Source organism: Ignavibacteriota bacterium, assembly GCA_016713565.1.
Lineage (GTDB): Bacteria > Bacteroidota > Ignavibacteria > Ignavibacteriales > Melioribacteraceae.
The window spans coordinates 513,148-538,261 of record JADJOX010000001.1 but is presented as its reverse complement, the minus strand read 5'-3'; the positions used below and the strand labels follow the sequence as shown (position 1 = coordinate 538,261).

Genomic DNA, 25,114 nt, shown 5'->3' with positions numbered 1-25,114 from the left:
TTATATTCGGCTGATGCTGTATTAATTGGTTTATATAAGTTTCAATTTTGGGAAACGGAGCGGAAGGAACAATATAATAATGTCCTTCTTTGTTCTTATCCCAACTATTCGAGCCATCATCCTCAACAATTATTTTCCATGCTCAACATTATACCAATCTTTATATCCTTTAACGGCAATTATAACGGCGACTTCATCCCAGCTCATTCTTCCCAATGAATCACTTATTGATTTTGGAATACAAATACTAAATACGTCTTTATAGGACTATGATTAATTTTTTATTCTTAATTAATGGAAGACCAGATTTAATATTCACACCTATTTCAAACCCGTTGAAAATTATTTCAGAAGGCCAATTTTCAAAAACAATTTTCGCCGCCTCAGAATCTGTAAATAAATTAAATTCTTTTCCGTTTGGAAATTGGCCCGCCATACATACTAATTTTGCAACTTTATCCTTTATTAAATCCAAACCTGAAAGCGGAGAATATTCATCTGCTTGTGAATTAAGTAAACCGGCAAGATTTGTTAGAAAACCGACTGTAACTATCGTTACGCTATTGTTTGCCTGCGAAGCAAGAGCTTTTCTATAAACCGAAACCGCGTCATTTGCTTCATTATTATTTTTAATAGAATGCGGATAATTTGCAAGAATAAAGTCCGTCCATTTCTGCGGATCCTTTTGAATCGACGCATTTCCTTTTGGAACTCCGATTAATATGCCGGGTCTTCCAAAATATGTATTGAAAACATTCATAACTCCCGCAACGCCTTCGTATTTTGTACTTGCACAAATCGCAAGAATATTTACATATCCACTGTCAGCATATGAATGGAGTATTGCAATTGCTCCGACATCATCATAATCGGGACCCATATCACTATCAAAAATGATGGGTATTTTTTCTGCTGAGCAAAATAAAACTGAGTGAAAACCAAAACACAAAAAATAAAATCCTATTCATATTACAAATCCGTTTCGTTTTAAATTTCCAATTTGTAAAAGATAAATAAAGTACGTATTTAAATTAAATTACTAAATTAACAATTTTAATATTGACTAAAAAACCTCCGAGGTTTGTAAATACCTTCCAGCCGTAACCCAGGGAGGTTTAAAATACCCTAACTAGAAAAAAACCGAAAAACCCCCAATATTCAAATTGTTAAAATATTTCCGATAATTTTAAGATTTTGAAGGTAAATAAAAACCTCCGAGGTTTGTAAACACTTTTCGAGTTGCAACCTCGGAGGTTTAATAAAATGATTGTATTACAATTTTAAATTATAAAGAATTGTTTCGGTAAGCTAACCCGACTAAATAAAACTTTTTCTGATTAAAAATAATTGAAAAATATTTTATCCGCTTTAATGAACTGCAGCAATTTAACATTAACAAATAAGTATTATTGTTGCCGAATATTTCTCAACAAAGAATTCAGCAAATTATTAATGCCCTAATTCTCAATCTTTTCGGCAAGCGCGATAATGATTCCTTCCGGACCGCGAAGATAACAGAGCAAATAAATATCTTTATAGTTCACAACTTCGCCGATAAGCTCCGCTCCATGTCTTTTAAGTCGATCAAGAGTTTCTGTTATATCTGAAACCGTGAACATAACACGCAGATAGCCAAGCGCGTTAACCGGCGCGTTTCTATGATCTTCCGCGATTGACGGGTGATGAATCTGGAAAGTTCAATCCGGCTGTGTCCGTCGGGTGTAACCATCATGGCAATTTCAACTTGCTGAGTTCCAAGTCCCGTAACGCGACCTGCCCATTCTCCTTCTATCATAGCTCGACCTTCAAGCTTTAGTCCAAGTTCTTCAAAAAATGAAACCGCGTTGTCGAGGGATTCTACTACGATTCCGACATTGTCCATCCGCAATAATTGATTTGTAGTCATTGTTTTATCTTTCTTTAAAATTTAATTTGAATGTATCCGTAACAAAGAGAAGAAAGCACATTATTATACAAATTATTAAATAAAGAAATATCAAATGCGTCACAATTAATTTTTTTTAGAATTTGCGGCGTGAATAAAATGAATACTTGAATTCTGCAATATAAAAACCTCCGAGGTTTGTAAACACTTTTCGAGCTGCAACCTCGGAGGTTTATTAAATACGCAATCGCTTATTATTTATTCGGATTAAATTCCACTATCCGCTCAATACCGAATTTGTCTCTGAACATCCTCAAATAATAATAAAGTAAAATTCAAATTGACTTCGGGATGTTATAAGATAATTTCCGATAAATAATTTTATGATTTTGAAGGTAAATAAAAACCTCCGACCCCCCCCCCCCCGCGGCGGCGGCCCCCACCCCCCTTCCCTTCTTGTTTACCCCCCCCCCCCCCCCCCCCCGGTCCCCCCCCGCCCCCCCCCCCCCCCCTCAACACACAGTAAAACTCACATCCCCCCCGGGGGTTTACCCGTAAATAATTAATTTTGAAGGTAATAAAAACCTCCGAGGTTTGTAAACACTTTTCAAGCTGCAACCTCGGAGGTTTATTAAATACGCAATCGCTTATTATTTATTCGGATTAAATTCCACTATCCACTCAATACCGAATTTGTCTCTGAACATTCCGAAATATGAACTCCATGGCGCTTCACTCATAGGCACTTCAACAATTCCGCCGGCTGAAAGTCCATTAAATATTTTGTCCGCTTCTTCACGACTTTCTGTGCTTACTGAAATTTTTGATCTATTTTCATTTTCATTCACTTTGCCCATAAATTCCGGCACATCATTAGCAATTAATGTGTTTTGACCTATTGGCAAAGCAATATGCATTAGCTTATTCGCTTCATTTTCTGTTACCGCGTTTCCAAGTTCGGGGATATCCTTGAAACGAATGATCTTTGTAAACTCACCGCCAAAAACAGATTTGTAAAAATTGAAAGCTTCTTCGGCGTTTCCGTTGAAATTAATGTGCGGATTGATTTGTAACATATTTATTCTACCTCCAAATTAATTTTATTTCTTTTTAAGTAATTGAAAATTGATTTTCACTAAAATAATATCGTCAAAAAAATTTTTATAATTGCGGTATAAATACGTCAATGTATGATACCGGTTGCGACACAAAATATAATTAGAAAATTTAATTAAAGTTCAACGCCGATAAATTAACCTATTTTAAGTTATTCTAAAATGATATTTTCCTTTGTTAATTACTAGCAGGCAGCTCCCGGTTTTACTTCTTTGGTCAATTTAAATATTAGGATTTCTGAAGGTATTCCCAATTTGTAAGTACTTATACTTACAGTAAGTATTTGTAATTATTTACAATAAGTTAAAATTCTTATATATTTAAATAAAAAATTGTTTAGTTATATAAAGAATTATAATTTATGTAAGTAAACTGGCGGAGCTGTAAACAGAGTTAAGTATTATTTCTGAAAATAAATATTCCACTACAGTTTAAATTATAGTTATACAATTTAGAAAAGAGGAAAATTTGGCACCTATAAAAAGTTTTTGGCCTTTGCCTGGTGGAATTAGAAATTATCTTCAAACCCTTATTAAAATTCTTGATTACATAAAAATTAATTCCCCAGAATTTGAGCAAATCAAAAATTGGTTAATTCTTGAATATTCTCTGTCTAGTGAAGAGAAAACTAGTAAAGGTTATTTAGATGTTATAAGAAGATTATCTTTGTTTAAAATTGAAAATTCTAAATACATAATAACTGACTTTGGCAATAAAGTATTATCGACCAAAGATGCTGGATTAGTTTTTGATATTTTAATTGACAAAATAATTGGAATTAAAGAAATAGTAGAAATTATTGCGCAGAAACAACCAATTGACAAAAGAACAATTCATATTGATTTAGAAATTGTTTTAAAAATTGGTTGGCAAACTGATGCACAAGTTGGTTGGAGATTAAATTGGTTATTAAGCTTAGGAATTATTGAAACAACATCAAATAAATATTATCTGACTGAATTTGGAAATGAAAAGAAGTTAGAATTAAAAGAAATTGCTTTAACAAAATTTGAGAAAACTGAAAAAGCAAAAGAAGAAAAAATTGAAAAAATATCACATTCAGATTTAGAAGATAAACTTCAATACATTGGAGATTTTTTTGAATTTATTTCAATTAAAAGGCCACGCATTAATGAAATGCTTCCAGAAGATAGAAAGTTAAAATCATCAAATAAAGAACTTGACGGACTCTGGATTAAGAAAATTCCAATGGGTGGTAAAATTTATTATCCGATTGAAGTTCAGATTGGAGGAAATTTATCTGATACAATTGATAGATTAGAAACAGTTTCAGACTTTGCACAAAAAGCATTAATCATTATTGATGAGGAACAAGAAAATATTTTACGTGAAAGATTAAATTCAAAACGGTCAAAATTATTGGATAAAATTGTCTGTATGCGACCTGAAGATGTAAATAAAATAATGAGTGCAACAAATGCATTAAAATCTTTTTTTACAGTTTTATTTAATTAAAAAATTGTATAACTAACAAATCAACTTGTAATTTAATAGATCAATAAGGGACGGCAAGTCATTTGCCCCGCCGTTATGCGTTAAATATAATATGGATACATTCATAATAAATAATGGTCCGGTTAGTAATTCCTTATGGGGAATTAGTTATGATACTATTTTTACTACTTTAATTACAATATTTATTTTTCTACTTGGATTTTGGATTAATAAAATTTTTGAAGCTAGAAAAGAGAAAAAAAGGCTTAAAGATATTAAAGATTATTTCTTTTCACTTTGTTCGTTTTTAGAAAAACCAGTGAAAATTCAGATTGATGTTTTTAAAGGTTAAAAAAATAATTTCTTATCAGAAGAACAAATCAATTTTATGTTCAAAGATACAATTGATTTAGATGTTAAAAATTTAAAAAGCATCTCAAATGAAGATCTTTATAAATCTCTTTATTTATCAAAAAAGAATACAGTTGAGGAAAAAACTACGAAATTTAATGATATTTCAAATTCGATAAATTACATAGAAAAACAAAAAGTTAATACATCCTTAAATTTTTCAAGACTTTATGAAGATTTTAAAAAATATGAAAATCAATGGACGGAAAATTTAGATAAAATTCTAAGAGCATATGATAATTTTCGTGCAATAAATAAACAATATGATATTCTAAATGACCCGTTTCTTGTTGATATTGATCGAGTTCTAGTAAAATGGTCAAAGTTAGAGAATTCATCAAATATTTATGTTACATTTCGCGAATTAGTTACTCCACTAAGATTAATATGTAAAAAGTTCTTTGAAGATCCAAGATCATTATCATTGTTAAATATTTCTATTCAAGCGTCGTATGCATTTAATTCAATTGATAAACTAAGAAAAGAGTATGGAAATTTATTTGATGCAGAAGCGAAAGAATTAAATAGTAAGTATTCAAGATTGATGGAAGCTCTTAAATATTTTCAATAAATTCGCATAACTAACAAATCAACTGTAATTTAATAGATCAATAAGTGCGGCGGGTAATTTGCCACTTTATACTTTTAACTAAATAATAAAGGTGATTTATGAAATCTATAAATATATCCCAATTATTATTTTATGTTTCTGTCATTTTGCTTTCAATAAGTTTTTCAAATTGTGAAAATAATGAATATAATTCTTTCGAAATATTTTATCTAAAAGACAAAGCTCTTACGTATGAACAAGCTTACAGAAAATCAATTCAAAATTTAGAACTTGATATAATTCCCTTCATTACTTCTGACAATATTAATTTCATTGAAAAAAAATATTATTCAGAATCCAAAGCAACACATTATCATTTAAATCTTAAAGAAAATACGGATCAGAAATGGTCAGAGGTAGTATTACCATTCGTTATTAAAATTAACGAAGAAAAATATTGTTTAGGAGAATATTGGCCGGCATTTACAAACATATATCCTAAAAGTATTGTAATGTATCGTTATAATAAGTTAGGCTTTGAATTAATGCCCGGTTCTGATAACGGAAGAGAAATGTTAGATGATCCAATAATAGAAAGAACATTTAAGAAATTAGGGATTTCTATTCAATAAATAATATTGCTGGAATAACAATTCTCCAAGAGAGTAATTCGGGCAACAAACTTAAATGAATTATGATAAAATCGGTAATTTGCTCGGCTGTTAATTGGCAAAATAAATATGGTTGAATAACCATATAAAAATATGTATATTAAAATGAAAATTTGGAATTATCTTGGTAAAGAAACCATCTTTTGAGTGGGATGAAAATAAAAATAAGATAAATCAACAAAAACATAATATTTCATTTGAAGAAGCTCAATTTGCTTTTTCTGATTTTAATAGAATAATCGCAAAAGATATTGAACATAGTAAGAAAGAAACCAGATTTTACTGTTTTGGAAAAATAGATGTAAATGTTGTAACAGTTAGGTTTACATATAGAGATAATAAAATTAGAATAATTGGAGCCGGTTACTGGAGAAAAGGAAAACAGATTTATGAAAAAGAAAATAAAATATAGTGATGAAAAAATTGGTAAAGTAGAAGTTATAAATGACTTTTTACCAAGTCCGGATGAATTAGTTTTTAAGGAAGATACAATTAAAGTAACACTAAATTTAAGCAAATCAAGTATTGATTTTTTTAAGGACTTAGCTAAAAAACACGGTAGTCAATACCAAAAAGTAATTAGAAATTTATTAGATAATTACACATCGCATTATTCATAAATTGTCATGTAACCTGCAATTCAACGTGATAGTTAAATATATTTTACTGTGACTAAAATCCATTTGTTGCGTATTATTTATTTTTACAATCTTCACTTCCCTATCATTTACATCATATTCAACAACGCTTTTATTACCCGTAAAAGTCTTTCAACTATTCGGCTATATAAATAAACCTTTTTCATTTGCTTTTTTACCGGCAATAATTATAGGGTTTTTTGCTTATTAGCTTAATGAATTTGCGCGGAAAGTCTGTAAGTTACTGCTTTTATAGATAAGTTGCGGAGAGTTAGGGATTCGAACCCCAGAAGGACGTAAATCCTTAACGGTTTTCAAGACCGCCGCATTCAACCACTCTGCCAACTCTCCAAAATGTATATTCGAAAATACACGTATTTTCTTAAGTAAAGAGTCAAAAAGTAAATATTTTTTTTTACAAGACCAAGAAAAATTGAAAAAAATAGCAAACTATTTTACTAATTTTATTATCTATAATATTTTTCGATGGGGTGTTCAAATGAAAAAATTTTCACTTCTAATCGTGTTTTCTCTAATACTGACTTCAATTTCATGCAAATCTCCAAACGTTGAAAAAAAAGTTGAAAGAGTTCCGCAGTGGGCAAAATCAGCCGTATGGTATCAAATATTTCCTGAAAGATTTTATAACGGAGATAAAAACAATGACCCGAAACCGATTGATATGGCGGGCGCTTGGCCGTATGAAACTCCTAATAATTGGCAGGTTCATCCTTGGACATCCGACTGGTACAAACTTCAGCCTTGGGAAAATAACGGAAAAGGATTTTATTGGAACGCCGGTGTGAGAAGATACGGCGGCGATCTGCAAGGCGTATTGGATAAGTTAGATTACTTAAAAAGTTTGGGAATTAATTCAATTTATCTTAATCCGGTTTTTGAGTCACCTTCTCTTCATAAATATGATGCCGCAATGTATCATCATATTGATAATAATTTTGGACCTGATCCTGACAAAGATAGAAAAATTTGGGCTTCGGAAGATCCTTCCGATTCTAAAACGTGGCAATGGACAACGGCGGATAGTTTATTCTTAAAGCTTATAAATGAAGCTCATAAACGTAATATAAGAATTATTATTGACGGAGTTTTTAATCACGTAGGAAATACATTTTGGGCTTTTCAAGATATTATTAAAAATCAAAAAAATTCTAAATATTTAGATTGGTTTACAATAAAATCTTTTGATGATCCAAATACGCCCGAAAATGAATTTGATTATGAAGGCTGGCTTGGCGTTAAAGATTTACCCGAAATAAAAGAAGACAGCAGCGGTTTGGTGCCTCCTGCCGCTAACCATGTTCACGATGTTCTGAAAAGGTGGATGGATCCCAATGGTGACGGCAATCCAAGCGACGGTATTGACGGATGGCGTCTTGATGTTGCTGAAATGGTGCAGCATCCGTTTTGGAAAACTTTTAGAAACTGGGTAAAGGAACTCAATCCCGAAGCATATATCACCGGTGAAATTTGGTGGGAAAACTGGAAAGTAAATAAAATGATGAACGCCGCTCCGTGGCTTCAAGGAGATGAATTTGACGCGGTTATGAATTATAGATTTGGCGTCGCTGTAAAGAATTTCGTTAGCGACCAAAAATATAAAATAACTTCTACCGCGTTTATTGATTCAATCAATATACTCCGAAATGATTATTATAAAGAAAACTTATATGTTCTTATGAATATGCTCGGCAGTCATGATGTTGAAAGATTAGCTTCAACAATAGTTAATCCCGATTATTGGTTTGATCATAACGCAAATCCGGCTCAAAGAGAAACTTTTGACGTGAGAAAGCCAAATGAATTGGAAAGATTAAAACAAAAATTAATGGTTGGAATTCAAATGACAATGCCGGGCGCGCCGCTTGTTTATTATGGAGACGAAGCAGGAATGTGGGGCGGTGATGATCCCGATTGCAGAAAACCAATGGTTTGGAATGAGTTTAATTATGAAAATGAAACCGCCCATCCATTTGGTAAAGCTAGACCAACTGATGAAGTAAAATTCGATTCATTACTTTTTAATTGGTATAAAAAGCTAATTTCAATAAGAGAAGGAAATTCTGAACTTTGTCTTGGCAGTCTGGAATTTATTAACTTAAATGATAATGATGTTCTAGGTTTTACAAGAGACTTTGAAAGTAATAGAGCATTAGTTCTTGTTAACAGCGCAAACATTAATAAAACAATAAGCTTTTCAAACGCTTCAAACGAACTTGCAAATTTACTCAAACAAGAGAAATTTACCGGTACGAATTCAAATTTTAAAATTGAAATGAAGCCGTTTGAAATAAAAATACTAAAGTAAATATTAAAATATTGCGTATATAAAAGGCGCAAGCGCTGAACCTTGAGTTAAAACAATTAAGGTTCCTAAAAGTACTAAAAAGAAAACTATTGGCAGCAGCCACCATTTCTTTCTTACTTTTAGAAATTCCCAAAGCTCAAGTACGGTAGAAAGTTTGCTCATATTATTGTTAGCTTAGTTTATAAAATTGAAAATTCTGTGCAACAAATTTAGTGTTTTATTAAAAATAATACCTCTTTAAAATTAAAAAGACTGCCGATTTCGGCAGTCTTTTTTTTACATACAATTAAATAAATTTTAATTCTTTTTAACCGTATATGTTAAAGCAACAGGATCGAATCTAATTGTGTAATTACCTGCTTCTGCCAAAACAATATTTGAACCGCCTGCAGAAAGTGTTCCATCAGCGCCGCCATAATTTACTGCCCAATCATTATTAGCTCTGAATTTAAATTCTCCGGCGTTGAAGTCACCCGTAATTTCCCACATTTTGCGTTGACCATTATAGAACAAATCAACGTCTGCCGACCAATCAAACGGAGGAACCGCAGAACCGATTATTCCCCAATCATCAGTCTTGGTTAGTGTTATTGCAAGAGTGTTTACGTTTACGTTAATTTCATATGTTCCTGCAGCAACCATTAAATTACCGCCGCTTGCGTCAAGTGTTCCTGAATAATCACTGCCGCTTTGTGTCAATGTTCCGCCCCAGTTGGTATGATTCCAATCAGGGTCACTGGTTATTTTGAATTCTATATTTTCATTTACTCCGTCAGAAATTCTAACTATGCCCGAATATTCTGAGTTGAAACCGTATGAAAACAATCTGCCGTTATCAGCGCCGGGTGACCAGCCTTGATATGCGCCCGGAACGTAAATCATTGGATAATCAACAATAGTTTCAAAGGGTACAAAATTATTTGATTTTGTTTGGGAATAAACAATATTTTCTGCGGTAACGGATGCCGAAACTCTATAATATACAGTTGCGGCTGTACCAATCGCTTTATTCCAAGTTAGCAACAAATTGTTTATATCATTTACTTTTGCGGTTCCCTGCAAAGTTTGAGTCGTAACAACGGTTGCAACATTTGTTGAAAAATCACTTGTTGGTGAAACTTCAACAACATAAGTTGTAGATGATGCGAATCCAAAGTCCGCGGCGGTCCATGAAAAAGTAACCAGACCGTTTGCGTTACTTAGGTTAAATTCACCTGCAACAGAAAGATCAGATAATGTCGGTTCTGTGGGATCAGAACTCATTACAACTTCATTTATATCACTTTCACACGAAGCTAGCATAATCCCAATTAGCGATATAAATAATAATAATTTAATTTTTTTCATATTTATATTCCTTAACTATAATTCTATTATTTTTAATATCCGGTATTTTGATCTAAATTAGGATTCGCGTTCAAGTCATTTATCGGAATTGGATATAAATCTCTGAATGATTCCGTTGATTTACCGTCTTTAACTTTACCTTTCCATTCCCAAACATAATTTCCGCTAGTAAATTGACCGAAACGAATTAAATCTGTTCTTCTATGTCCTTCCCAATAAAGTTCTCTTCCTCTTTCATCAAGAATAAAATTAAGAGTAAGATCCGACGCGCCAATGTTGCCGGAATTATCACCGTAAGCTCTTTGTCTTAATGTATTGATATAACCAACCGCGGTTCCCATATCGCCGCCGCCGCCTCTAACAACAACTTCGGCATACATAAGATATGCATCGGCTAAACGGAACATTGGGAAATCTGTGCTTACAAAAGTAGCGTGCGCGTTAGGAGCGGCTCCGCCCGTTGAAGTTACGTTTTTAAATTTGGTAACTCCGATTCCTTGCGTAAATGTTCCAACATTGGTAATATCCCATTCCCAGCTGCCGTTATCAAAAAAGAACATTCCTCTTTTATCGGCTGACTGATATTGAGTTGTTGAAGCAAAATCACTTTCGGTTATTCCGAATTTACCAACAAAATCTTTAATTGTTCTGATACCGCCCCAACCGCCGTCAATTCCGTTAAGAGGCATACCGCCGCCGTTTGAAGCGTGAAGTATAAAAGTCATTCCGCCGTATTGCTGAGTATTTTGTCCGTCGAAAGCAATCGGGAAAATGATTTCAGGGCTGGCGTTATTATCAGCGGAAAATACGCGTTGATAATTATTATCAATTGAATAACCGCCTGAAATAACTTTGTTGATATAAGTCAATGCTTCAGCATTTTTATCGGCATTTATATAAACTTTTGCGTTTAAATATAATTTAGCCAATAAGAACCAAGCAGCGCCTTGATCAGCTCTTGCGTATTCATTTTGTCTTGCTGGAACCAGTTCAGTTTCAATTGCTTTCAATTCACTTTCAATATAATTGAAAAGATCGGCACGTAATATTCTTTTCGGGAAAAAGGCGCCGGGTAAATCTGCTTCAGTAACAAAAGGAACATTTCCAAACATATCAATTGCGTGCCAGTATGAAAGCGCTCTAATAAATCTTGCTTCGGCTTTAAATGCTTTTAAGTCATCGGCAAATTCGCCGCTTGCGGAACCAATGTTTGCGTCAACGTTTCTAATATACTCGTTGGAGAGTGTAATTGTATAAAAAATTCTTGAATAAATTGCCGCAATAAATACGTCATTGGGTGACCATGTCTGCCAATGAAAATCTTTAATTGTAGCGTCATCCCAAGCGATTATAGCTTCATCGGTTGAAAGTTCTTGAAGTCCCCAGAACTGACGAACATAATTACCGAAGTTTTCATCAATTCCAGCTATATCGGCACTTCCGCCGCCGCCGCCGGTTTGACCGCTGATAGCGTAGCTTGCGTATAATTTAGCTAATGCTTGCTTAAATGCGGCTTGATCTTTGAACACCTTATCTTGTGTATTAACATTCGGATCTATCGGTTCAACGTTTAGATCATTAACACAAGATGAAAATAAGAACGCAGTAAAAACTATTACTGACAGTTTAAATATATTTTTAAGTATTTTCATTTTTATTTCCTTCTTAATATTATTAGTAATTTAGGCTAACAGATAACATATAAGTTCTTGGTCTTGGGTAAATATTATTGTCAATTCCATTATCAACTTCAGGATCTAAGCCGGTATAGTTAGTAATCGTAAATGCATTTTGAACTGATAATCCAAGACGTCCGCTGATATTGTTGCCAAATACAGAAGTGAAATTATAACCTAAACTTATATAGTCCATCTTAAAATAAGATGCGTTTTCTAAGTAAACATTTGACCAGTATTGTGCTGTTGTAAAATTGGTCTCTTTAACATCTGTTAGAATGTTTGATAAATATCCGCTTTGGTTATAAACCTGCTGATATAATGCTCTGTTAGATGCATTATTGTTATAAACATAGTTTCCTAAACTAATTCTGCCCGAGAAGGATAAGTCAAATTGTTTATAATTAATTTTTGACGAAACACCAATTAGATATTCAGGATCAGGTGAATGATAGTAATATTTATTCAATTCATTACCGGAAACATTTCCGCCTTTTCCACTTTTATCTACGTATAATCCTTCAACCGGATTTCCGTCTGCATCGTATACTTGATCAAATAAGAAGAATACTCTTGCCGGGAAACCAACGATGAACTTCTGAACGTTATTACCAACACCGCCGGAGATTCCACCGGTGTTAACACCAGTATAAGCAGAATCATCAACTAAAGTTAATTTTGTTATTTCATTTTGATTATATGTTAGGTTTGCGCCAATTTCCCATGAAAAATCTTTTTCCAAAATTGGTGTATAGTTCAAACCTAATTCAATACCTTTGTTTTCCATCGAGCCTACGTTTGTAAGCAAGAAATTGGAGAAGTTGCTTCCAACCGGAATAGGAATGCTGTTCAACAAATCATCAGAAGTGTTTTTATAAACTTCGATGCTACCGGAAAGTCTGTTGCTGAATAATGTAAAATCCAAACCGGCATTTAATGAAGTTAAAGTTTCCCATTTTAGATTTGCGTCATAAGCATCAGGTCTTAATGTTGGATAGAAGGTATCTCCGAATTGGTAATAAGCGCCTGACGTGCTTCCTGTATAGGTTGGAATATAAGGATAATAATTATCGCCTACATCTTGCTGTCCGGCTTGTCCCCAGCTTAATCTTAACTTAAGATCATTTACAACATCCGATTTACCAATAAAAGATTCTTCCGTTAACTTCCATGCCAAAGCAACTGCAGGGAATAATCCCCAGCGATTATCTTCAGAGAATCTTGAAGAACCGTCATTTCTTAATGTAAATGTTAATAAATATTTGTCAAGTAAGGTATAGTTCAACCTACCAAAGAATGAGACCAAGAAATATTCATTTTTGTATGGAGTTGTTTTTGCGCCTGCAACTGTAGGATCCCAAGCTCTGTTGCTGTTCTTACCTTCATTGTAAAAATGCTGATAAGAATAACCGCCTGTAAGATCAACTTTATTTGCGCTGAATTCTGTTTTATAATTTAGATAGAAATCCAACAAACTATTTTTCTTTGTTTGAGAATATTCTCTAATTTGAGTTTCAGGCTCGCGATATGACCATGAAGCTAAAGTATCAGTAATATCTTTACCTTCAGTATTATAATAGTCATAACCAAGATTTAATGTAGCTACTAAATTTGTTAAATAAGGAATTTTATAATCAAATTTACCGCCTAAAGTATATCTCTTTGCGTCCGAAGTATTATCACGGTAGTTTAAACGAGCAACCGGGTTGTGAGTAGCAATATTATTAGGAGCGCCGTTTAATGGATCATTAGAACTTATTTCTGTCCAAGCAGTATATCCGCCGTATCTAGTGTTGCCGTTTTTAATCGGCTGTGTTGGGTCAAATTCAATTGATGAACCGATAGCGTCTGTATTGGAGAAATTGTTTCCGATAAATGAAGCGTTGGCATTAATGTCCATTGTTAAACCGCCGTCAAATAATGACGGATTAATAACAAGACCGATATTCTTTCTGTCAATAGTATTATATTTTAGAATTCCGCCTTGGTTTAAATAACCCAAAGAAACTCTGTAAGGCACGGAACCAATCGCATGGCTTATGCTTAAGTTATGATCAGTAGATGCGGCTGTTTGATAAATTTGATCTTGCCAATCGGTATTTGAAGAACCTAAACGTGATAATGCTGCTGAAGACAATCCATGGTTGGTAACTCTATCTTCAATTAATGACCTGAATTCACTTCCGGAAAATACTGAAAGCAGATCTGCGGGTGATGCCAATGATACATTTCCGTTATAATTAATATTTAATTTTGAAGGATAATCTTTATCAAGTGCGGCGCCTTTTTTAGTTTTAATTATAATAACGCCGTTTGAAGCTCTCGATCCGTAAATTGCAGTAGCGGAAGCATCTTTCAAAATTGAAATTGATTCAATGTCATTTGGGTTAATTGTTGAAAGCGGGTTTGCCATACCGGAGATACCTGAGCTTTCCAAAGGAATATTATCTACAACAATTAAAGGATCATTATTTCCTTTTATTGATGAACCGCCGCGAATTCTTATTTTTGTTCCTGCGCCAGCGGCTCCGCCCAATGAATTTGCTATAACGCCGGGAGCTTTACCAATCAATAATTCTTGTGGTGAGGTTATTGTTCCACGACTGAAATCTTTAGCTGAAATTGCTGTAACCGAACCGGTAGCGTCTGATTTTTTAACTTCGCCGTAACCGATGCCTACAACAACCGCACCTTTAAGTTCAAGGGCTTCTTGTTTCAATCCGATATTTAGAAATTTGTCATCTACAACTTTTACTTCTTCTTTTGTAAAACCTACATATGATACAACTAAAACTGCACCGATTTTAACGCGTAATTTAAATTCACCATTAATGTCAGTTGATGTACCGTTATTCATTGTACCTTTTTCGAAAACGTTTGCGCCTATTAACTCTGTTCCGTCTTCGGCGCTAATTACTTTTCCACGAACTTCAGCTTCTTGTGCTAAAAGAAGTGAACTTGATTGAGCTATTAAAAAAACTATTATTAACAACATTTTTTTAATATTTGCATATTTTTCCAGTTTATCAGCTTCAGCAGAAAAGTTTTGCTTTCTGCTTCGTGTTAAACCTAAATAGCTAATTTTGCCTTGGCAATAATTTGCTATTATTTTAGCTTGTTGCGGTTTTATCATATTTGCCCCATTTAGTTATATATGATGATTAGTTGAATGTATAATCAAACTTTTTTTGATTTATTAAAATTTGCAAGTTTCAAAATTCATAATATTTTAAATCATCGCCGTTTACAAAATTCTGTACGGTTTAAAAATTTGATTTATTTATAAATTTTGAATACTGCTCTTTTTGTTTATAAAATAATTTATAGTTAAAACAAAATAATCTATATGGTTCCTGTAACAGGATGTAATATTGTCAGTAGATTTAAAACGTATAGTTTTGATATATGATTTGAAAATTCTCACAAAATTAAACAACCCAATTTTTATATTAAATAAAGCTTTTTTCATAATGTGAGTAATTTGAATGTCGAATAATATAGCAAATAATTACTCATTACAAAACTACACTTACAGACTGCAAAATTTAAAATATTACAACCAAACAAAGCACAAAACCTACATAAACAGATAGGTTTTAATTCAATTTGAACAATTTATCGTAAATGTTTTTAAAATTACTTTTTATCTCGGTCGAACTCATTTTCAAAGATTTTTCAATTGCCACTATACTATTGCCCTGCGTAATTTTATTTAGAATTTCAATTTCATTTGAATCGAGTTTTCTGAGAGAATTTTTTTTCTTAAAATAATCAATAGTTTTTCGAGCAATATATGAACTCATTAACACTTTGCCGTTTGCCGCGTCTTTAAGAAAGGAAATAATTTTTTCCGGAGGAGTGTTCTTAACCAAATAATTGCCGGCTCCGGCAGACAATGCTTCAAAAATTCTATCATTTTCTTCGTGCAAGGTTAAAACTATTATAACGAATTTTTCCGAAATTGATTTTAATTTTCTAATTCCTTCTATTCCGGAAATTCCGGGCAGATCCAAATCAATTAAAATTATATCAGGATTTAAGTCGGTAATTTCACCTTCGAAATTTTCAAAGTTCTCGTAAGTGCCTATACACTTGAAAGACGGCGACGTATTGATAAGTGTTTGCAGCCCTTCGCGGATAGTTTTAACATCTTCAACAATTACGACTTTTTTCATATAATGATTTAGTTTAAGACGATGTAAGTTAAACAGAATAAAAAAATTTGGTAACTACATAAAAGGATGGTTTTTTATTTTATGTCCGGCAAATTAGGCAATTTGCTACATTATTTGATAGGTTTATACGAGTCCTTCTTTTAATGCTTTTACAACGGCTTCCGACTGAGAATGCACGTGCATTTTCTTATATATATTTCTAAAATGAAATCTTACCGTATCAAGACTTACATTTAATTCATCGGCAATAGCCTTATAACTATTGCCTTCAACCAATCCGCTTAAAACTTCTTTTTCGCGTTTTGTTAAAGCAATGTTTTCGGCATCTTTGTGGAATGGTTTTGTCTTTTGAAAATAGTCGACAACTTTTCTTGCTATATTGCTCGTCATAGGCGCGCCGCCTTCGTGAGCGTCTTTAATCGCATCTAAAAGTTTTGCGGGAGGTGTTTTTTTAACTAAATAACCAGAAGCTCCGGCACATAATGCTTCAAAGATCAAATCATTTTCATCATAAATCGTAAGTATTAAAATTAATATTTCATCGGAAATTTTTTTTATTCTTCTAATTCCTTCAATTCCAGAAATTCCCGGCAGATCGATATCCATTAGAATAACATCCACTTTTAATTTTGTAATTTCTTCCAAAAGATCTTCACAGTTAGAAAAAGCCGCAACGCATTTATATCCGGCAGTTCCGTCTATTAAAAGTTTCAAACCTTCTCTGATTGTCGTACTGTCTTCTACAATAATTACATTTATCATATTAATTTAATGTTTAATTTATCTTATATTACCAATATACCTAACAACTGTTCCTTTACCAACCTCAGAATTTATTATTAATTTTCCGCCAATAATTTTTGCCCTATTCTGCATATTTTTCAAACCGTTGCCTAATATTTCATCATCTTTTTTCAAATAACCGGTTCCGTTATCAGATAACACCATTTCCAGTTTTTTACCTTCAACTTTGGCGTTGAGTAAAATTTCCGAACAATTACTGTGTGTTATGGAATTATTTATTGCTTCCTTAAAAATAAGAAATAAATGCTGACGGTGTTCCATAGAAAGCGAAACCTTTTCTAATGACTTAAGGTTTTCTGATCTGAATGATATTGAAGTATCCGCAAGTAATTCAGAATATGTATCTTGCAACCTTAAAATAAGATCATATAGAGAATCTCTTTGAGGATTTACAAGCCATACGATATCGCTCATTTTATCAATTAAGTATCTTGATTTTATACTTATTTTATTAAGGTTTTTTGTAACGTCTTCGTCTTTATTGTTAAGCTTTGTATTTATCACTTCGCTAAGAATTGAAATTTCTGTCAAACTTGAACCAATATTATCATGAAGATCGGCGGCAAGTTTTGTCCTTAATCTTTCAACCGAAAGCATATTCTTTACTTGAGTAACAATATAATAGATAACCAATGCTGAAATTGTCGCTAAAATTAAAAGAATAAACCACCAGGTTTTCCAATATGGAGTTAAAATAATTATTGTTAATGTTGCGTCTTTCCTGCTCCAAACTCCGTCATTGTTGGAACCTTTTACGTGGAAAATATATTTCCCTTCAGTAACATTTGTGTAAGTAGCTTTATTTGTATTTTGAGGGAGTGAATGAGCCTCGTCATAATTATCTAAATAAAATGAGTACAGATTTTTTTCCGGAATTGTATAATCCAGCGAAGCAAATTCAAAATCGATTTTATATCTATTATAAGGCAGTGTTATTGTTTTGGATTTACCAAATGAATTTACATTTATAACTTTCTGTCTGTTTGGAAAGTCGATTGGAATTATTGTGCAATTGGTAATATAAACCGGAGGAATATTGTTATTTTCTACCAACTGGCTTGGTATAAAAGAATTCAATCCATTTATGCCGCCAAAATAAAAAGTTCCGTCTTTTGCTTTATGATACGCACCCCAAAAAAATTGGTTACTCTGCAGTCCGTCTCTTGTATCGAAGTTTTTAAAATTTTCTTTTTTAATGTTGAATTTAGAAATTCCGTTATTTGTGCTTAGCCAAAGATTTCCTGCATCATCTCCTATGATTCCATATATTACATTATTCGGAAGTCCTTCTTTTTCCGTAAAATGTTTAACAGAATATTTTTGATTTTCCTTATAATCTTCAAATAAAATTTTGTTCAATCCGCCGCCGATTGTTCCCGCCCATATTACAAGTTTATTTTCAGTCGTACTAACTTTATCTTCATATAAAGAAATTACTCTGTTATCACTAATACTGTTAAGGTCGCCCGGCATGTTCAAATATTTTACGACTTTTATTCCCGCTGTTTTATCATTTTCATTTTCAATAATAATTTGATTAAGTCCTTTCCATGTGCCGATCCATAAATTTCCGAATCTGTCTTCTATTATACATTTGGATTGAATTCTGTCATCGCTTATATTTGTCATTAGCGAATCATTACTTGTAAAGTGCAGTATTTTATTGAATTTATCATTGTAAACATCCAATCCGTTTTCAGTCCCAATCCATAATCTTTTCTTTGAATCCATAAAAATCGATTGGACAATATCATTGCTTATTGAATTTTTATCATTAGGATTGAATTTGTAAACTTTAACATCTTTAATAACAGAATTTTTTGTATTGGGTTGGAATGTAATTTTATTTAAGCCACCCGACCAAGTTCCTACCCATAAATTTCCTGGTACATCCTCAAAAATTGAGGTAATGCTTATTTCGCTTAAGTTAAGATTTTTATTTATCTTGTTTCCAAAATGCTGGAAAGTGTTTTGATCTTTATCGAATCTATTTAAACCTTTACCCAATGTGCCAATCCAAATATTTCCGTATGAATCTTCGGAAATTGCTCTAATCATGCTATGACTTAAGCTGTTTTCATCCGATGGATTATGATTAAAATGTTTGAACTTACGATTTATATTTATTTTATTGACTCCGCCGCCAACGGTTCCTAACCAAACCAAATTATTTTTATCTACATAAATTGTTCTTATTAAATTCTTGCTTAAGCTTTTCAGATCGGAGATATTGTGTGTGTAGTTAATAAATTTTTCGGTAAAAATATTAAAAATGCTCAATCCGCCTTCGGTTGCGATCCATAATATATTCGAGTTGCTTAAATTTAGATCAGTAATATTATTGTTTACCAAACTTGTTGAATTTTCTTTGCTTTTAAATTGAGTAACTTCTTTTGTTTTTTTATCAATTCTATTTAAACCGCCGTTATAAGTACCAACCCAAATAAATTTTTCAGAAGATGTAAGAGCCCAAATAATATTGCTGCTCAGTTTATTCTTTTCCGATTCAACAGAATATTTGGAGATTTTATTCGTACTTTGATCAAATTCAAGCAAACCGCCGCCTTCCGTTCCAATCCATAATTTTTTTCCATCGAGTAATAATGAGCGTACAGCGTTTAGTTGGGGACTCAACTGAATTGAATTATTTATTAAAATTTTATTGAAAATTCTATTTTTATAATTAAACTCCGCAATACCTTTGCTGTTTGTTCCAATAAGTAAATTTCCGTTAGTATTTTGAATTATTGTTCGAATATTATTTTCACTTAACGAATTTGATTTTTGCGGATCATTTAAGAAATGCTCAAAACCATTTGTCTCATAATTATATTTATTTAGTCCGCCGCCGTTCGTACCGATCCATAAATTAAAGTCGCTGTCTTCAAATATTGTCCAAATAAAATTATCAGAAATTGAATTAGGATTGGTGGGATCATTTTTATAAACCAAAAAACTGTAACCGTCATATCTGTTAAGTCCGTCTTCGGTTCCAAACCATAAAAATCCTTTACTATCTTTTAGAATAGCGTGAACGGTAATTTGAGAGAGTCCATTTTCAATGGAAATTCTGTCAAACATTAAATCATTATACTGGTCCTTTGATGAGCTGAAATTTCCTGACTGGCAAAAATAAATGCTGTTAGAATTAAGAAACAAAAACAGAAATAAAAAAAATAATTTTCTATTAAATATTGTAGGCATTTTAATTCATTTATAACTCTAATGATTATTAAAATACTAATAAAATATTATTTTTATAATATTAAATTTATAGCGAACTTAATTTCGTAATAATAATTTCAAAAACATCAAAAAAGAAGATTCATTATCAAATGATTTCAAATATAATTCAAAATTCCGCGCTTAAAAAAATGAATGAGATTTTAGAAATATTAAGCTCGAGCGGAATAAAAACCGGGAATATTGAACTAAAGCCATATAATTATGAAATCGATTCGTTTATAAATAAGAATAAATATAAAGTGCAGGTTTACTTTGGCAAAAAAGGATTAAAGGTCGTTATTCAGGGAAATCAATTATCTCCGGATTACCATAAGTTGAACAATTTGGTAAATAATAAATTCACCTTAGATTTTAAGGAAGAACCGGAAAAAACTTACGCCGAATATATCGGAACCGACGAAAGCGGTAAAGGAGATTTTTTTGGACCGTTGGTTATAGCCGGATTTTTCGTGAATGAAAATATTCAAAACTATTTGGCGGAAATTGGTGTTAGGGACAGCAAAGAATTATCCGATACAAAAATAGACGAATTAGCAAGTTTAATTAAAAGCAAATATCCAAAAAATTATTCGGTTATTTCCATTAAACCCGAAAAATATAATCAGCTTTATGAAGAATTTAGTAATTTAAATAAATTACTAAATTGGGGACATTCAAAAGTTATTGAAGAAATTTACCAAAATTTCAAAACCGAAACAGTAATTGTCGATCAATTCAGTAAAGCGCCGTTGAATATTTCGTTAAACAACAAATTTGCGAATGTTAATTTTATCCAAATACCCAAAGCCGAAAAATATTACGGAGTTGCGGCGGCTTCAATTCTTGCGAGAAATGAACTGAATAATTGGTTTAATAAAAAAAAATGGGATGGATATAAAGTTTTAAAAGGCGCGTCAAGTGAAGTAGAGATCACCGCAAAAAATATTTATAAAACATACGGAAAAGAAATTTTATTAAAATTAGTTAAGCAGCACTTTAAAACAACGCAAAAAATTTTCGAAAGTTAAAGGTCAATAGATAATATATTTTAAAAATCATATATTTCACCTTACAATTATTTGGATAAAAGATGGCAAAAGTTAAACAAATAAAAAGAATAGCATTACTTACCGGCGGCGGAGATTGTCCCGGTTTAAATGCGGTAATACGCGGCGTCGCAAAACCCGCGCATGATCATGGATTGACCGTTTTGGGAATTCAAGATGGTTTCGAAGGTTTGGTAAACGGCAAAGCTTGCGAACTTTATAATAAAGATGTTTCCGGAATATTGGCTCAAGGAGGCAGTATTTTAGGTTCATCCAACAAAGGCGACCCGTTTCATTGGCCCGAAATTTATGACGGACAAGTTAAAATAGTTGACCGATCCGACATGGCTTTAAAACATTATGAAGCTTGGGATTTGGATGCGCTGATTGCAATAGGCGGCGACGGTACAATGCACATATCAAAAAAGTTAAGCGATATGGGAATGAATATTGTCGGTGTTCCTAAAACAATAGATAACGATCTTGAAGCAACCGATCAGACTTTTGGACACGATTCCGCGGTTTATGTAGTTTCCGAAGCTTTAGACAGATTGCACACAACCGCTTCTACTCATCATAGAGTAATGGTACTTGAAGCAATGGGAAGATACGCCGGATGGATAGCTTTAAACGGCGGACTTGCAGGCGGCGCTGATATTATTCTTATTCCTGAAATACCGTTTTCATGGGACGCAATTTTTGAAAAAGTTACTCAGCGACATATGCAGGGTAAAAGATTTAGTTTAATTTGTGTTGCTGAAGGCGCAAAACCAATAGACGGTGAACTTATTGTAAAGGCTAAAGATATTAAACGAACCGACCCTATACAATTGGGCGGAATAGCCGAATATGTTGCAAAGAAAATTGAAGATACTACCGGTATAGAAACCAGATATACAGTTTTAGGACATTTACAGAGAGGCGGCAGTCCTACACCTTATGATAGAATTTTATCTACTAAATTCGGGACTTATGCAATTGAGCACGTAATTAAGCAAAAATTCGGAAGAATGGTCGCGTTAAAAGGAAATGAAATTGTAAGCGTTAAAATAGAGGACGCAATCTCACGTCAAAAATTGGTAACAAAAAATCATCAATCTGTTGTAACGGCAAAAGCGATTGGCGTAAGTTTTGGAGAGTTGGAATAATTTTATTGCGAAATATTAAAAAATACGTTATTATTTCATTCACAATTTTTTGCTCTTAGTTTATTGGGGTCGTAGTTCAGTTGGTTAGAACGCCTGCCTGTCACGCAGGAGGTCGCGAGTTCGAGTCTCGTCGGCCCCGCTTACAAAGCCTTGTAAAATAATAAATTACAAGGTTTTTTTGTTTTAAAGAGCTTTTAAGTTTATATCTGTTCTATATATTCTTGTCCGATGTTTTCTTAAATGAATTGTTAGTATTACAAGTCATGTATGTTTCGCTAAATTATTTTTATAAACCATTCTATTTCTAATGAAATAAAAATTTCTCTATGTAATATTAATTTCTTTTTTATTAAAATTATCTAAAGGGATTTGAGCAAAAAGTTATAAAATATTTTAAAGAAATTTTTTGAAATTAAATAAGAATGCTAGTTTAAAATTTTGTTTTTCTTTAATAAAATGAAAATTTTAAGTTGTGGTTTGATGTAATTATGTCAAATTATCAATTGGATTATATAAAACATAGCAACTTAAATTTATGCTTTATATATTTTAATTTGCATTACAAGTACTTCTTTTTTCCAAAATTATTGCTCTATTACAACTAAAGTAAACTGAGGTTCTTTAAAAGCTTTGACCAAACTTAATTTCAATATTTCTTATTGATAGCTTTATAACAAGAGTTACTGCCTCCCCCCGCAATGGATAATATTCTTTTATCTTCACATTCTAGACTTTTTTTGTATGTATTGAATTGAATGAATAAAAATAAGCATGAAAATTATTTGTCATTGATAATTACATTACATTTTATGATAAATAATATTTTATAAAAGCATTAAATTTATTTCATCTAAATAGACTTAATAATCCAAGGACGCATAATGAACATTTTTTTTATTGTTTTTATTTCGATTTATACTCTTATCAATTCCTACATATTTATTAGAGGCTGGCAGAGTTTGAGCTATTTACCTTTTCTCAAACCTTTTTATATAATTGTATTTTTACTTTTTTCACTTTCATATATTTTTATAAAAATATTTTCTGAAAAAATTCCTCCGTTTTTACATGATTCACTTTTATGGATTGGCTCATTCTGGTTTGCGTTTCTCCTTTATTTTGTATTGATATTACTTTTGATTGATTTTGTAAGATTGATTAACCATTTTGTACCGTTTCTGCCCGCATCATTGAGTTCGCCTAATAATTTAACAAAACTCTTTTTGGGATTAGGATCAACAATTTTAGTATTACTAATTTGTACGGCAGGATTTATTAATAGAGCAAATATTAGAATAAAAACATTAGAATTAACACTCCCTAAGAAAAACAGTTCGCTTAATGAACTAAACATTGCGATGTTTTCAGATCTTCATCTTTCACCAATTAATGATGAAGATTTTCTAAAAAAAATTATTGCGAAAGTAAATGAATTAAAAGCGGATATTATTTTGCTGCCTGGTGATATAGTTGATGACAAACCGGTTATTCTTAATAGAAATGGAATTGGATCAAGCTTAAAACAGATTGAATCAAAATACGGCACTTTTGCTTGTACAGGGAATCACGAATTTATTAATGGTGCGGATAATTCAGTAAAATTTATGGAAGATAATAAAATTAAGGTTTTGCGTGATTCAATTATTAAAATAAATGATTCGTTCTATATTATTGGCAGAGAAGATAGAGGCGGAAGTTTTATGGGAAATATGAGGAAACCATTAAATGAAATTCTCAAAAATAAAACAGAAAATCTGCCAACAATTTTATTGGATCATACACCTTCAGGCTTAAATGAAGCAAAAGAAAACATGATTGATCTACAGCTTTCCGGTCATACACATAATGGTCAGATGTTTCCGCTTAATTTTATTACCGGATTAATTTATGAAGTAAGCTGGGGTTATCTGAAAAAAGATGATACACAATATTATGTTTCATCCGGAGTAGGCTCTTGGGGACCGCCGGTAAAACTTGCAAGTGACGCGGAGATAGTAAACATTAGAATAAAATTTAATTAGATATTTAAAGAGAAATCTGAAGATTAAAAGTCTTTGTGAACGTATTCTGAATTATATAAAATACTTAAGTCCCAATAAATGAAGAATGGAAAAGATCGACATTATTACTTAGGATCAATTTTTTACTAAACTTAAATCCACAGTTAAAATTCAGGACAAATTAGGTTATTGGTAAATTTTCCTAACAAATGTTTTTTGATAGAAAAAATTATATAGTATTGTCTATTTATAACAATAAGATTTCCATACCAAAAAAATCTTTAGAATTTTATAAAAGATATCTCGTCCCATATATTTTTTTTTTATCTTTCACTCCAAAATTTTAAGTTAATTGGAATTATAGTTTTATGAATACTCAAATCGAAATTGAATCGCCTTGTAATGATCACTGTGACCTCGACGCTGAAACATGTTTATGTAAAGGATGTTTACGAACAATGAAAGAAATTCTTACTTGGAAGTACATGATTGATGATGAAAGAAAAGAGGTAATGGATTTAATTGCAGAGAGAAGACAAAAATATATTAATATTTACGAAATATGACTTCTTTTTTTATTATCAGTGCGAAGTCAAAAATAATTTCTTTATTTGAAAAAGTTCGCAAAATAATTTGCGTAA

At 32.1% G+C, this 25,114-nt stretch carries 20 protein-coding genes, 2 tRNA genes and 1 pseudogene; 12 read left to right on the top strand and 11 right to left on the bottom strand.

Annotated elements, in window-relative coordinates:
* Positions 1-259: 259 nt before the first annotated feature.
* From IPK06_02190 to IPK06_02180, 3 genes and pseudogenes are all read right to left on the bottom strand, one after another.
* Complete coding sequence (locus tag IPK06_02190) at positions 260-949, bottom strand: nucleoside hydrolase (protein ID MBK7978824.1); 690 nt, start codon at positions 947-949, stop codon at positions 260-262.
* A 508-nt stretch (positions 950-1,457) separates the two neighbouring features.
* Positions 1,458-1,906: pseudogene (locus IPK06_02185) on the bottom strand (VOC family protein).
* Positions 1,907-2,535: 629 nt separating this feature from the next.
* Positions 2,536-2,961, bottom strand: a complete 426-nt coding sequence (locus tag IPK06_02180) for a VOC family protein (GenBank protein MBK7978823.1) — start codon at positions 2,959-2,961, stop codon at positions 2,536-2,538.
* Between the two features lie 508 nt (positions 2,962-3,469).
* On the opposite strand from IPK06_02180, the gene IPK06_02175 reads away from it, so the two are divergent.
* From IPK06_02175 to IPK06_02150, 6 genes are all read left to right on the top strand, one after another.
* Positions 3,470-4,477 carry a hypothetical protein gene (locus IPK06_02175; protein ID MBK7978822.1) on the top strand — a complete coding sequence of 336 codons (1,008 nt, stop codon included), beginning with the start codon at positions 3,470-3,472 and terminating at the stop codon, positions 4,475-4,477.
* Positions 4,478-4,568: 91 nt separating this feature from the next.
* Positions 4,569-4,808, top strand: coding sequence for a hypothetical protein (locus IPK06_02170; GenBank protein MBK7978821.1), 240 nt, complete (start codon positions 4,569-4,571; stop codon positions 4,806-4,808).
* Positions 4,809-4,844: 36 nt separating this feature from the next.
* A complete protein-coding gene (locus IPK06_02165; protein ID MBK7978820.1) occupies positions 4,845-5,438 on the top strand; it encodes a hypothetical protein in 594 nt (197 codons plus the stop codon).
* Between the two features lie 98 nt (positions 5,439-5,536).
* Positions 5,537-6,049: a hypothetical protein gene (locus tag IPK06_02160; protein MBK7978819.1), complete on the top strand. Its 513-nt coding sequence runs from the start codon at positions 5,537-5,539 to the stop codon at positions 6,047-6,049.
* Positions 6,050-6,212: 163 nt separating this feature from the next.
* Positions 6,213-6,500: a BrnT family toxin gene (locus IPK06_02155; GenBank protein ID MBK7978818.1), complete on the top strand. Its 288-nt coding sequence runs from the start codon at positions 6,213-6,215 to the stop codon at positions 6,498-6,500.
* On the top strand, positions 6,478-6,708 hold the full coding sequence (locus IPK06_02150; protein MBK7978817.1) for a CopG family transcriptional regulator: 231 nt from the start codon (positions 6,478-6,480) through the stop codon (positions 6,706-6,708). The genes IPK06_02155 and IPK06_02150 overlap by 23 nt, the downstream gene beginning before the upstream one ends.
* A gap of 282 nt (positions 6,709-6,990) precedes the next feature.
* Here IPK06_02150 and IPK06_02145 read toward each other — a convergent pair.
* Positions 6,991-7,077, bottom strand: a tRNA-Ser gene (locus tag IPK06_02145).
* Positions 7,078-7,225: 148 nt separating this feature from the next.
* Between IPK06_02145 and IPK06_02140 the strand changes: the two genes are divergently transcribed.
* Entirely contained in the window at positions 7,226-9,052 is a 1,827-nt protein-coding gene (locus IPK06_02140; GenBank protein ID MBK7978816.1) for a glycoside hydrolase family 13 protein, read from the top strand.
* A 3-nt stretch (positions 9,053-9,055) separates the two neighbouring features.
* On the opposite strand, the gene IPK06_02135 is transcribed toward IPK06_02140, so the two are convergent.
* The 7 genes from IPK06_02135 to IPK06_02105 form a co-directional block, all read right to left on the bottom strand.
* The gene (locus IPK06_02135; protein ID MBK7978815.1) at positions 9,056-9,214 is read right to left on the bottom strand and encodes a hypothetical protein; all 159 of its coding nucleotides are present in this window, start codon (positions 9,212-9,214) and stop codon (positions 9,056-9,058) included.
* Between the two features lie 135 nt (positions 9,215-9,349).
* A complete protein-coding gene (locus IPK06_02130; protein ID MBK7978814.1) occupies positions 9,350-10,399 on the bottom strand; it encodes a SusE domain-containing protein in 1,050 nt (349 codons plus the stop codon).
* A 32-nt stretch (positions 10,400-10,431) separates the two neighbouring features.
* Positions 10,432-12,051 carry a RagB/SusD family nutrient uptake outer membrane protein gene (locus IPK06_02125; GenBank protein ID MBK7978813.1) on the bottom strand — a complete coding sequence of 540 codons (1,620 nt, stop codon included), beginning with the start codon at positions 12,049-12,051 and terminating at the stop codon, positions 10,432-10,434.
* Positions 12,052-12,073: 22 nt separating this feature from the next.
* Positions 12,074-15,208, bottom strand: coding sequence for a SusC/RagA family TonB-linked outer membrane protein (locus IPK06_02120; protein MBK7978812.1), 3,135 nt, complete (start codon positions 15,206-15,208; stop codon positions 12,074-12,076).
* 463 nt (positions 15,209-15,671) lie between these two features.
* Positions 15,672-16,250, bottom strand: coding sequence for a response regulator transcription factor (locus IPK06_02115; GenBank protein ID MBK7978811.1), 579 nt, complete (start codon positions 16,248-16,250; stop codon positions 15,672-15,674).
* A 123-nt stretch (positions 16,251-16,373) separates the two neighbouring features.
* Positions 16,374-17,012: a response regulator transcription factor gene (locus IPK06_02110; GenBank protein ID MBK7978810.1), complete on the bottom strand. Its 639-nt coding sequence runs from the start codon at positions 17,010-17,012 to the stop codon at positions 16,374-16,376.
* A gap of 18 nt (positions 17,013-17,030) precedes the next feature.
* A complete protein-coding gene (locus IPK06_02105; protein ID MBK7978809.1) occupies positions 17,031-20,258 on the bottom strand; it encodes a hypothetical protein in 3,228 nt (1,075 codons plus the stop codon).
* 170 nt (positions 20,259-20,428) lie between these two features.
* On the opposite strand from IPK06_02105, the gene rnhC reads away from it, so the two are divergent.
* From rnhC to IPK06_02080, 5 genes are all read left to right on the top strand, one after another.
* Positions 20,429-21,307 (top strand): ribonuclease HIII, encoded by an 879-nt coding sequence (gene rnhC / locus IPK06_02100; protein MBK7978808.1) that lies wholly within the window; start codon positions 20,429-20,431, stop codon positions 21,305-21,307.
* A 62-nt stretch (positions 21,308-21,369) separates the two neighbouring features.
* Positions 21,370-22,473: an ATP-dependent 6-phosphofructokinase gene (locus tag IPK06_02095; protein MBK7978807.1), complete on the top strand. Its 1,104-nt coding sequence runs from the start codon at positions 21,370-21,372 to the stop codon at positions 22,471-22,473.
* A 65-nt stretch (positions 22,474-22,538) separates the two neighbouring features.
* Positions 22,539-22,612 (top strand) — tRNA-Asp (locus IPK06_02090).
* A 742-nt stretch (positions 22,613-23,354) separates the two neighbouring features.
* The gene (locus IPK06_02085; GenBank protein MBK7978806.1) at positions 23,355-24,494 is read left to right on the top strand and encodes a metallophosphoesterase; all 1,140 of its coding nucleotides are present in this window, start codon (positions 23,355-23,357) and stop codon (positions 24,492-24,494) included.
* Positions 24,495-24,841: 347 nt separating this feature from the next.
* Entirely contained in the window at positions 24,842-25,039 is a 198-nt protein-coding gene (locus IPK06_02080; GenBank protein MBK7978805.1) for a DUF1289 domain-containing protein, read from the top strand.
* The last annotated feature ends 75 nt before the right edge of the window (positions 25,040-25,114 follow it).

Bases quoted from the DNA above. Each gene is read 5' to 3' on its own strand.
- IPK06_02180 (MBK7978823.1), bottom strand. From the start codon at position 2,961: ATGTTACAAATCAATCCGCACATTAATTTCAACGGAAACGCCGAAGAA.
- IPK06_02170 (MBK7978821.1), top strand. From the start codon at position 4,569: ATGGATACATTCATAATAAATAATGGTCCGGTTAGTAATTCCTTATGG.
- IPK06_02165 (MBK7978820.1), top strand. From the start codon at position 4,845: ATGTTCAAAGATACAATTGATTTAGATGTTAAAAATTTAAAAAGCATC.
- IPK06_02160 (MBK7978819.1), top strand. From the start codon at position 5,537: ATGAAATCTATAAATATATCCCAATTATTATTTTATGTTTCTGTCATT.
- IPK06_02150 (MBK7978817.1), top strand. From the start codon at position 6,478: ATGAAAAAGAAAATAAAATATAGTGATGAAAAAATTGGTAAAGTAGAA.
- IPK06_02140 (MBK7978816.1), top strand. From the start codon at position 7,226: ATGAAAAAATTTTCACTTCTAATCGTGTTTTCTCTAATACTGACTTCA.
- IPK06_02135 (MBK7978815.1), bottom strand. From the start codon at position 9,214: ATGAGCAAACTTTCTACCGTACTTGAGCTTTGGGAATTTCTAAAAGTA.
- IPK06_02130 (MBK7978814.1), bottom strand. From the start codon at position 10,399: ATGAAAAAAATTAAATTATTATTATTTATATCGCTAATTGGGATTATG.
- IPK06_02125 (MBK7978813.1), bottom strand. From the start codon at position 12,051: ATGAAAATACTTAAAAATATATTTAAACTGTCAGTAATAGTTTTTACT.
- IPK06_02120 (MBK7978812.1), bottom strand. From the start codon at position 15,208: ATGATAAAACCGCAACAAGCTAAAATAATAGCAAATTATTGCCAAGGC.
- IPK06_02115 (MBK7978811.1), bottom strand. From the start codon at position 16,250: ATGAAAAAAGTCGTAATTGTTGAAGATGTTAAAACTATCCGCGAAGGG.
- IPK06_02110 (MBK7978810.1), bottom strand. From the start codon at position 17,012: ATGATAAATGTAATTATTGTAGAAGACAGTACGACAATCAGAGAAGGT.
- IPK06_02105 (MBK7978809.1), bottom strand. From the start codon at position 20,258: ATGCCTACAATATTTAATAGAAAATTATTTTTTTTATTTCTGTTTTTG.
- rnhC (MBK7978808.1), top strand. From the start codon at position 20,429: ATGAATGAGATTTTAGAAATATTAAGCTCGAGCGGAATAAAAACCGGG.
- IPK06_02095 (MBK7978807.1), top strand. From the start codon at position 21,370: ATGGCAAAAGTTAAACAAATAAAAAGAATAGCATTACTTACCGGCGGC.
- IPK06_02085 (MBK7978806.1), top strand. From the start codon at position 23,355: ATGAACATTTTTTTTATTGTTTTTATTTCGATTTATACTCTTATCAAT.
- IPK06_02080 (MBK7978805.1), top strand. From the start codon at position 24,842: ATGAATACTCAAATCGAAATTGAATCGCCTTGTAATGATCACTGTGAC.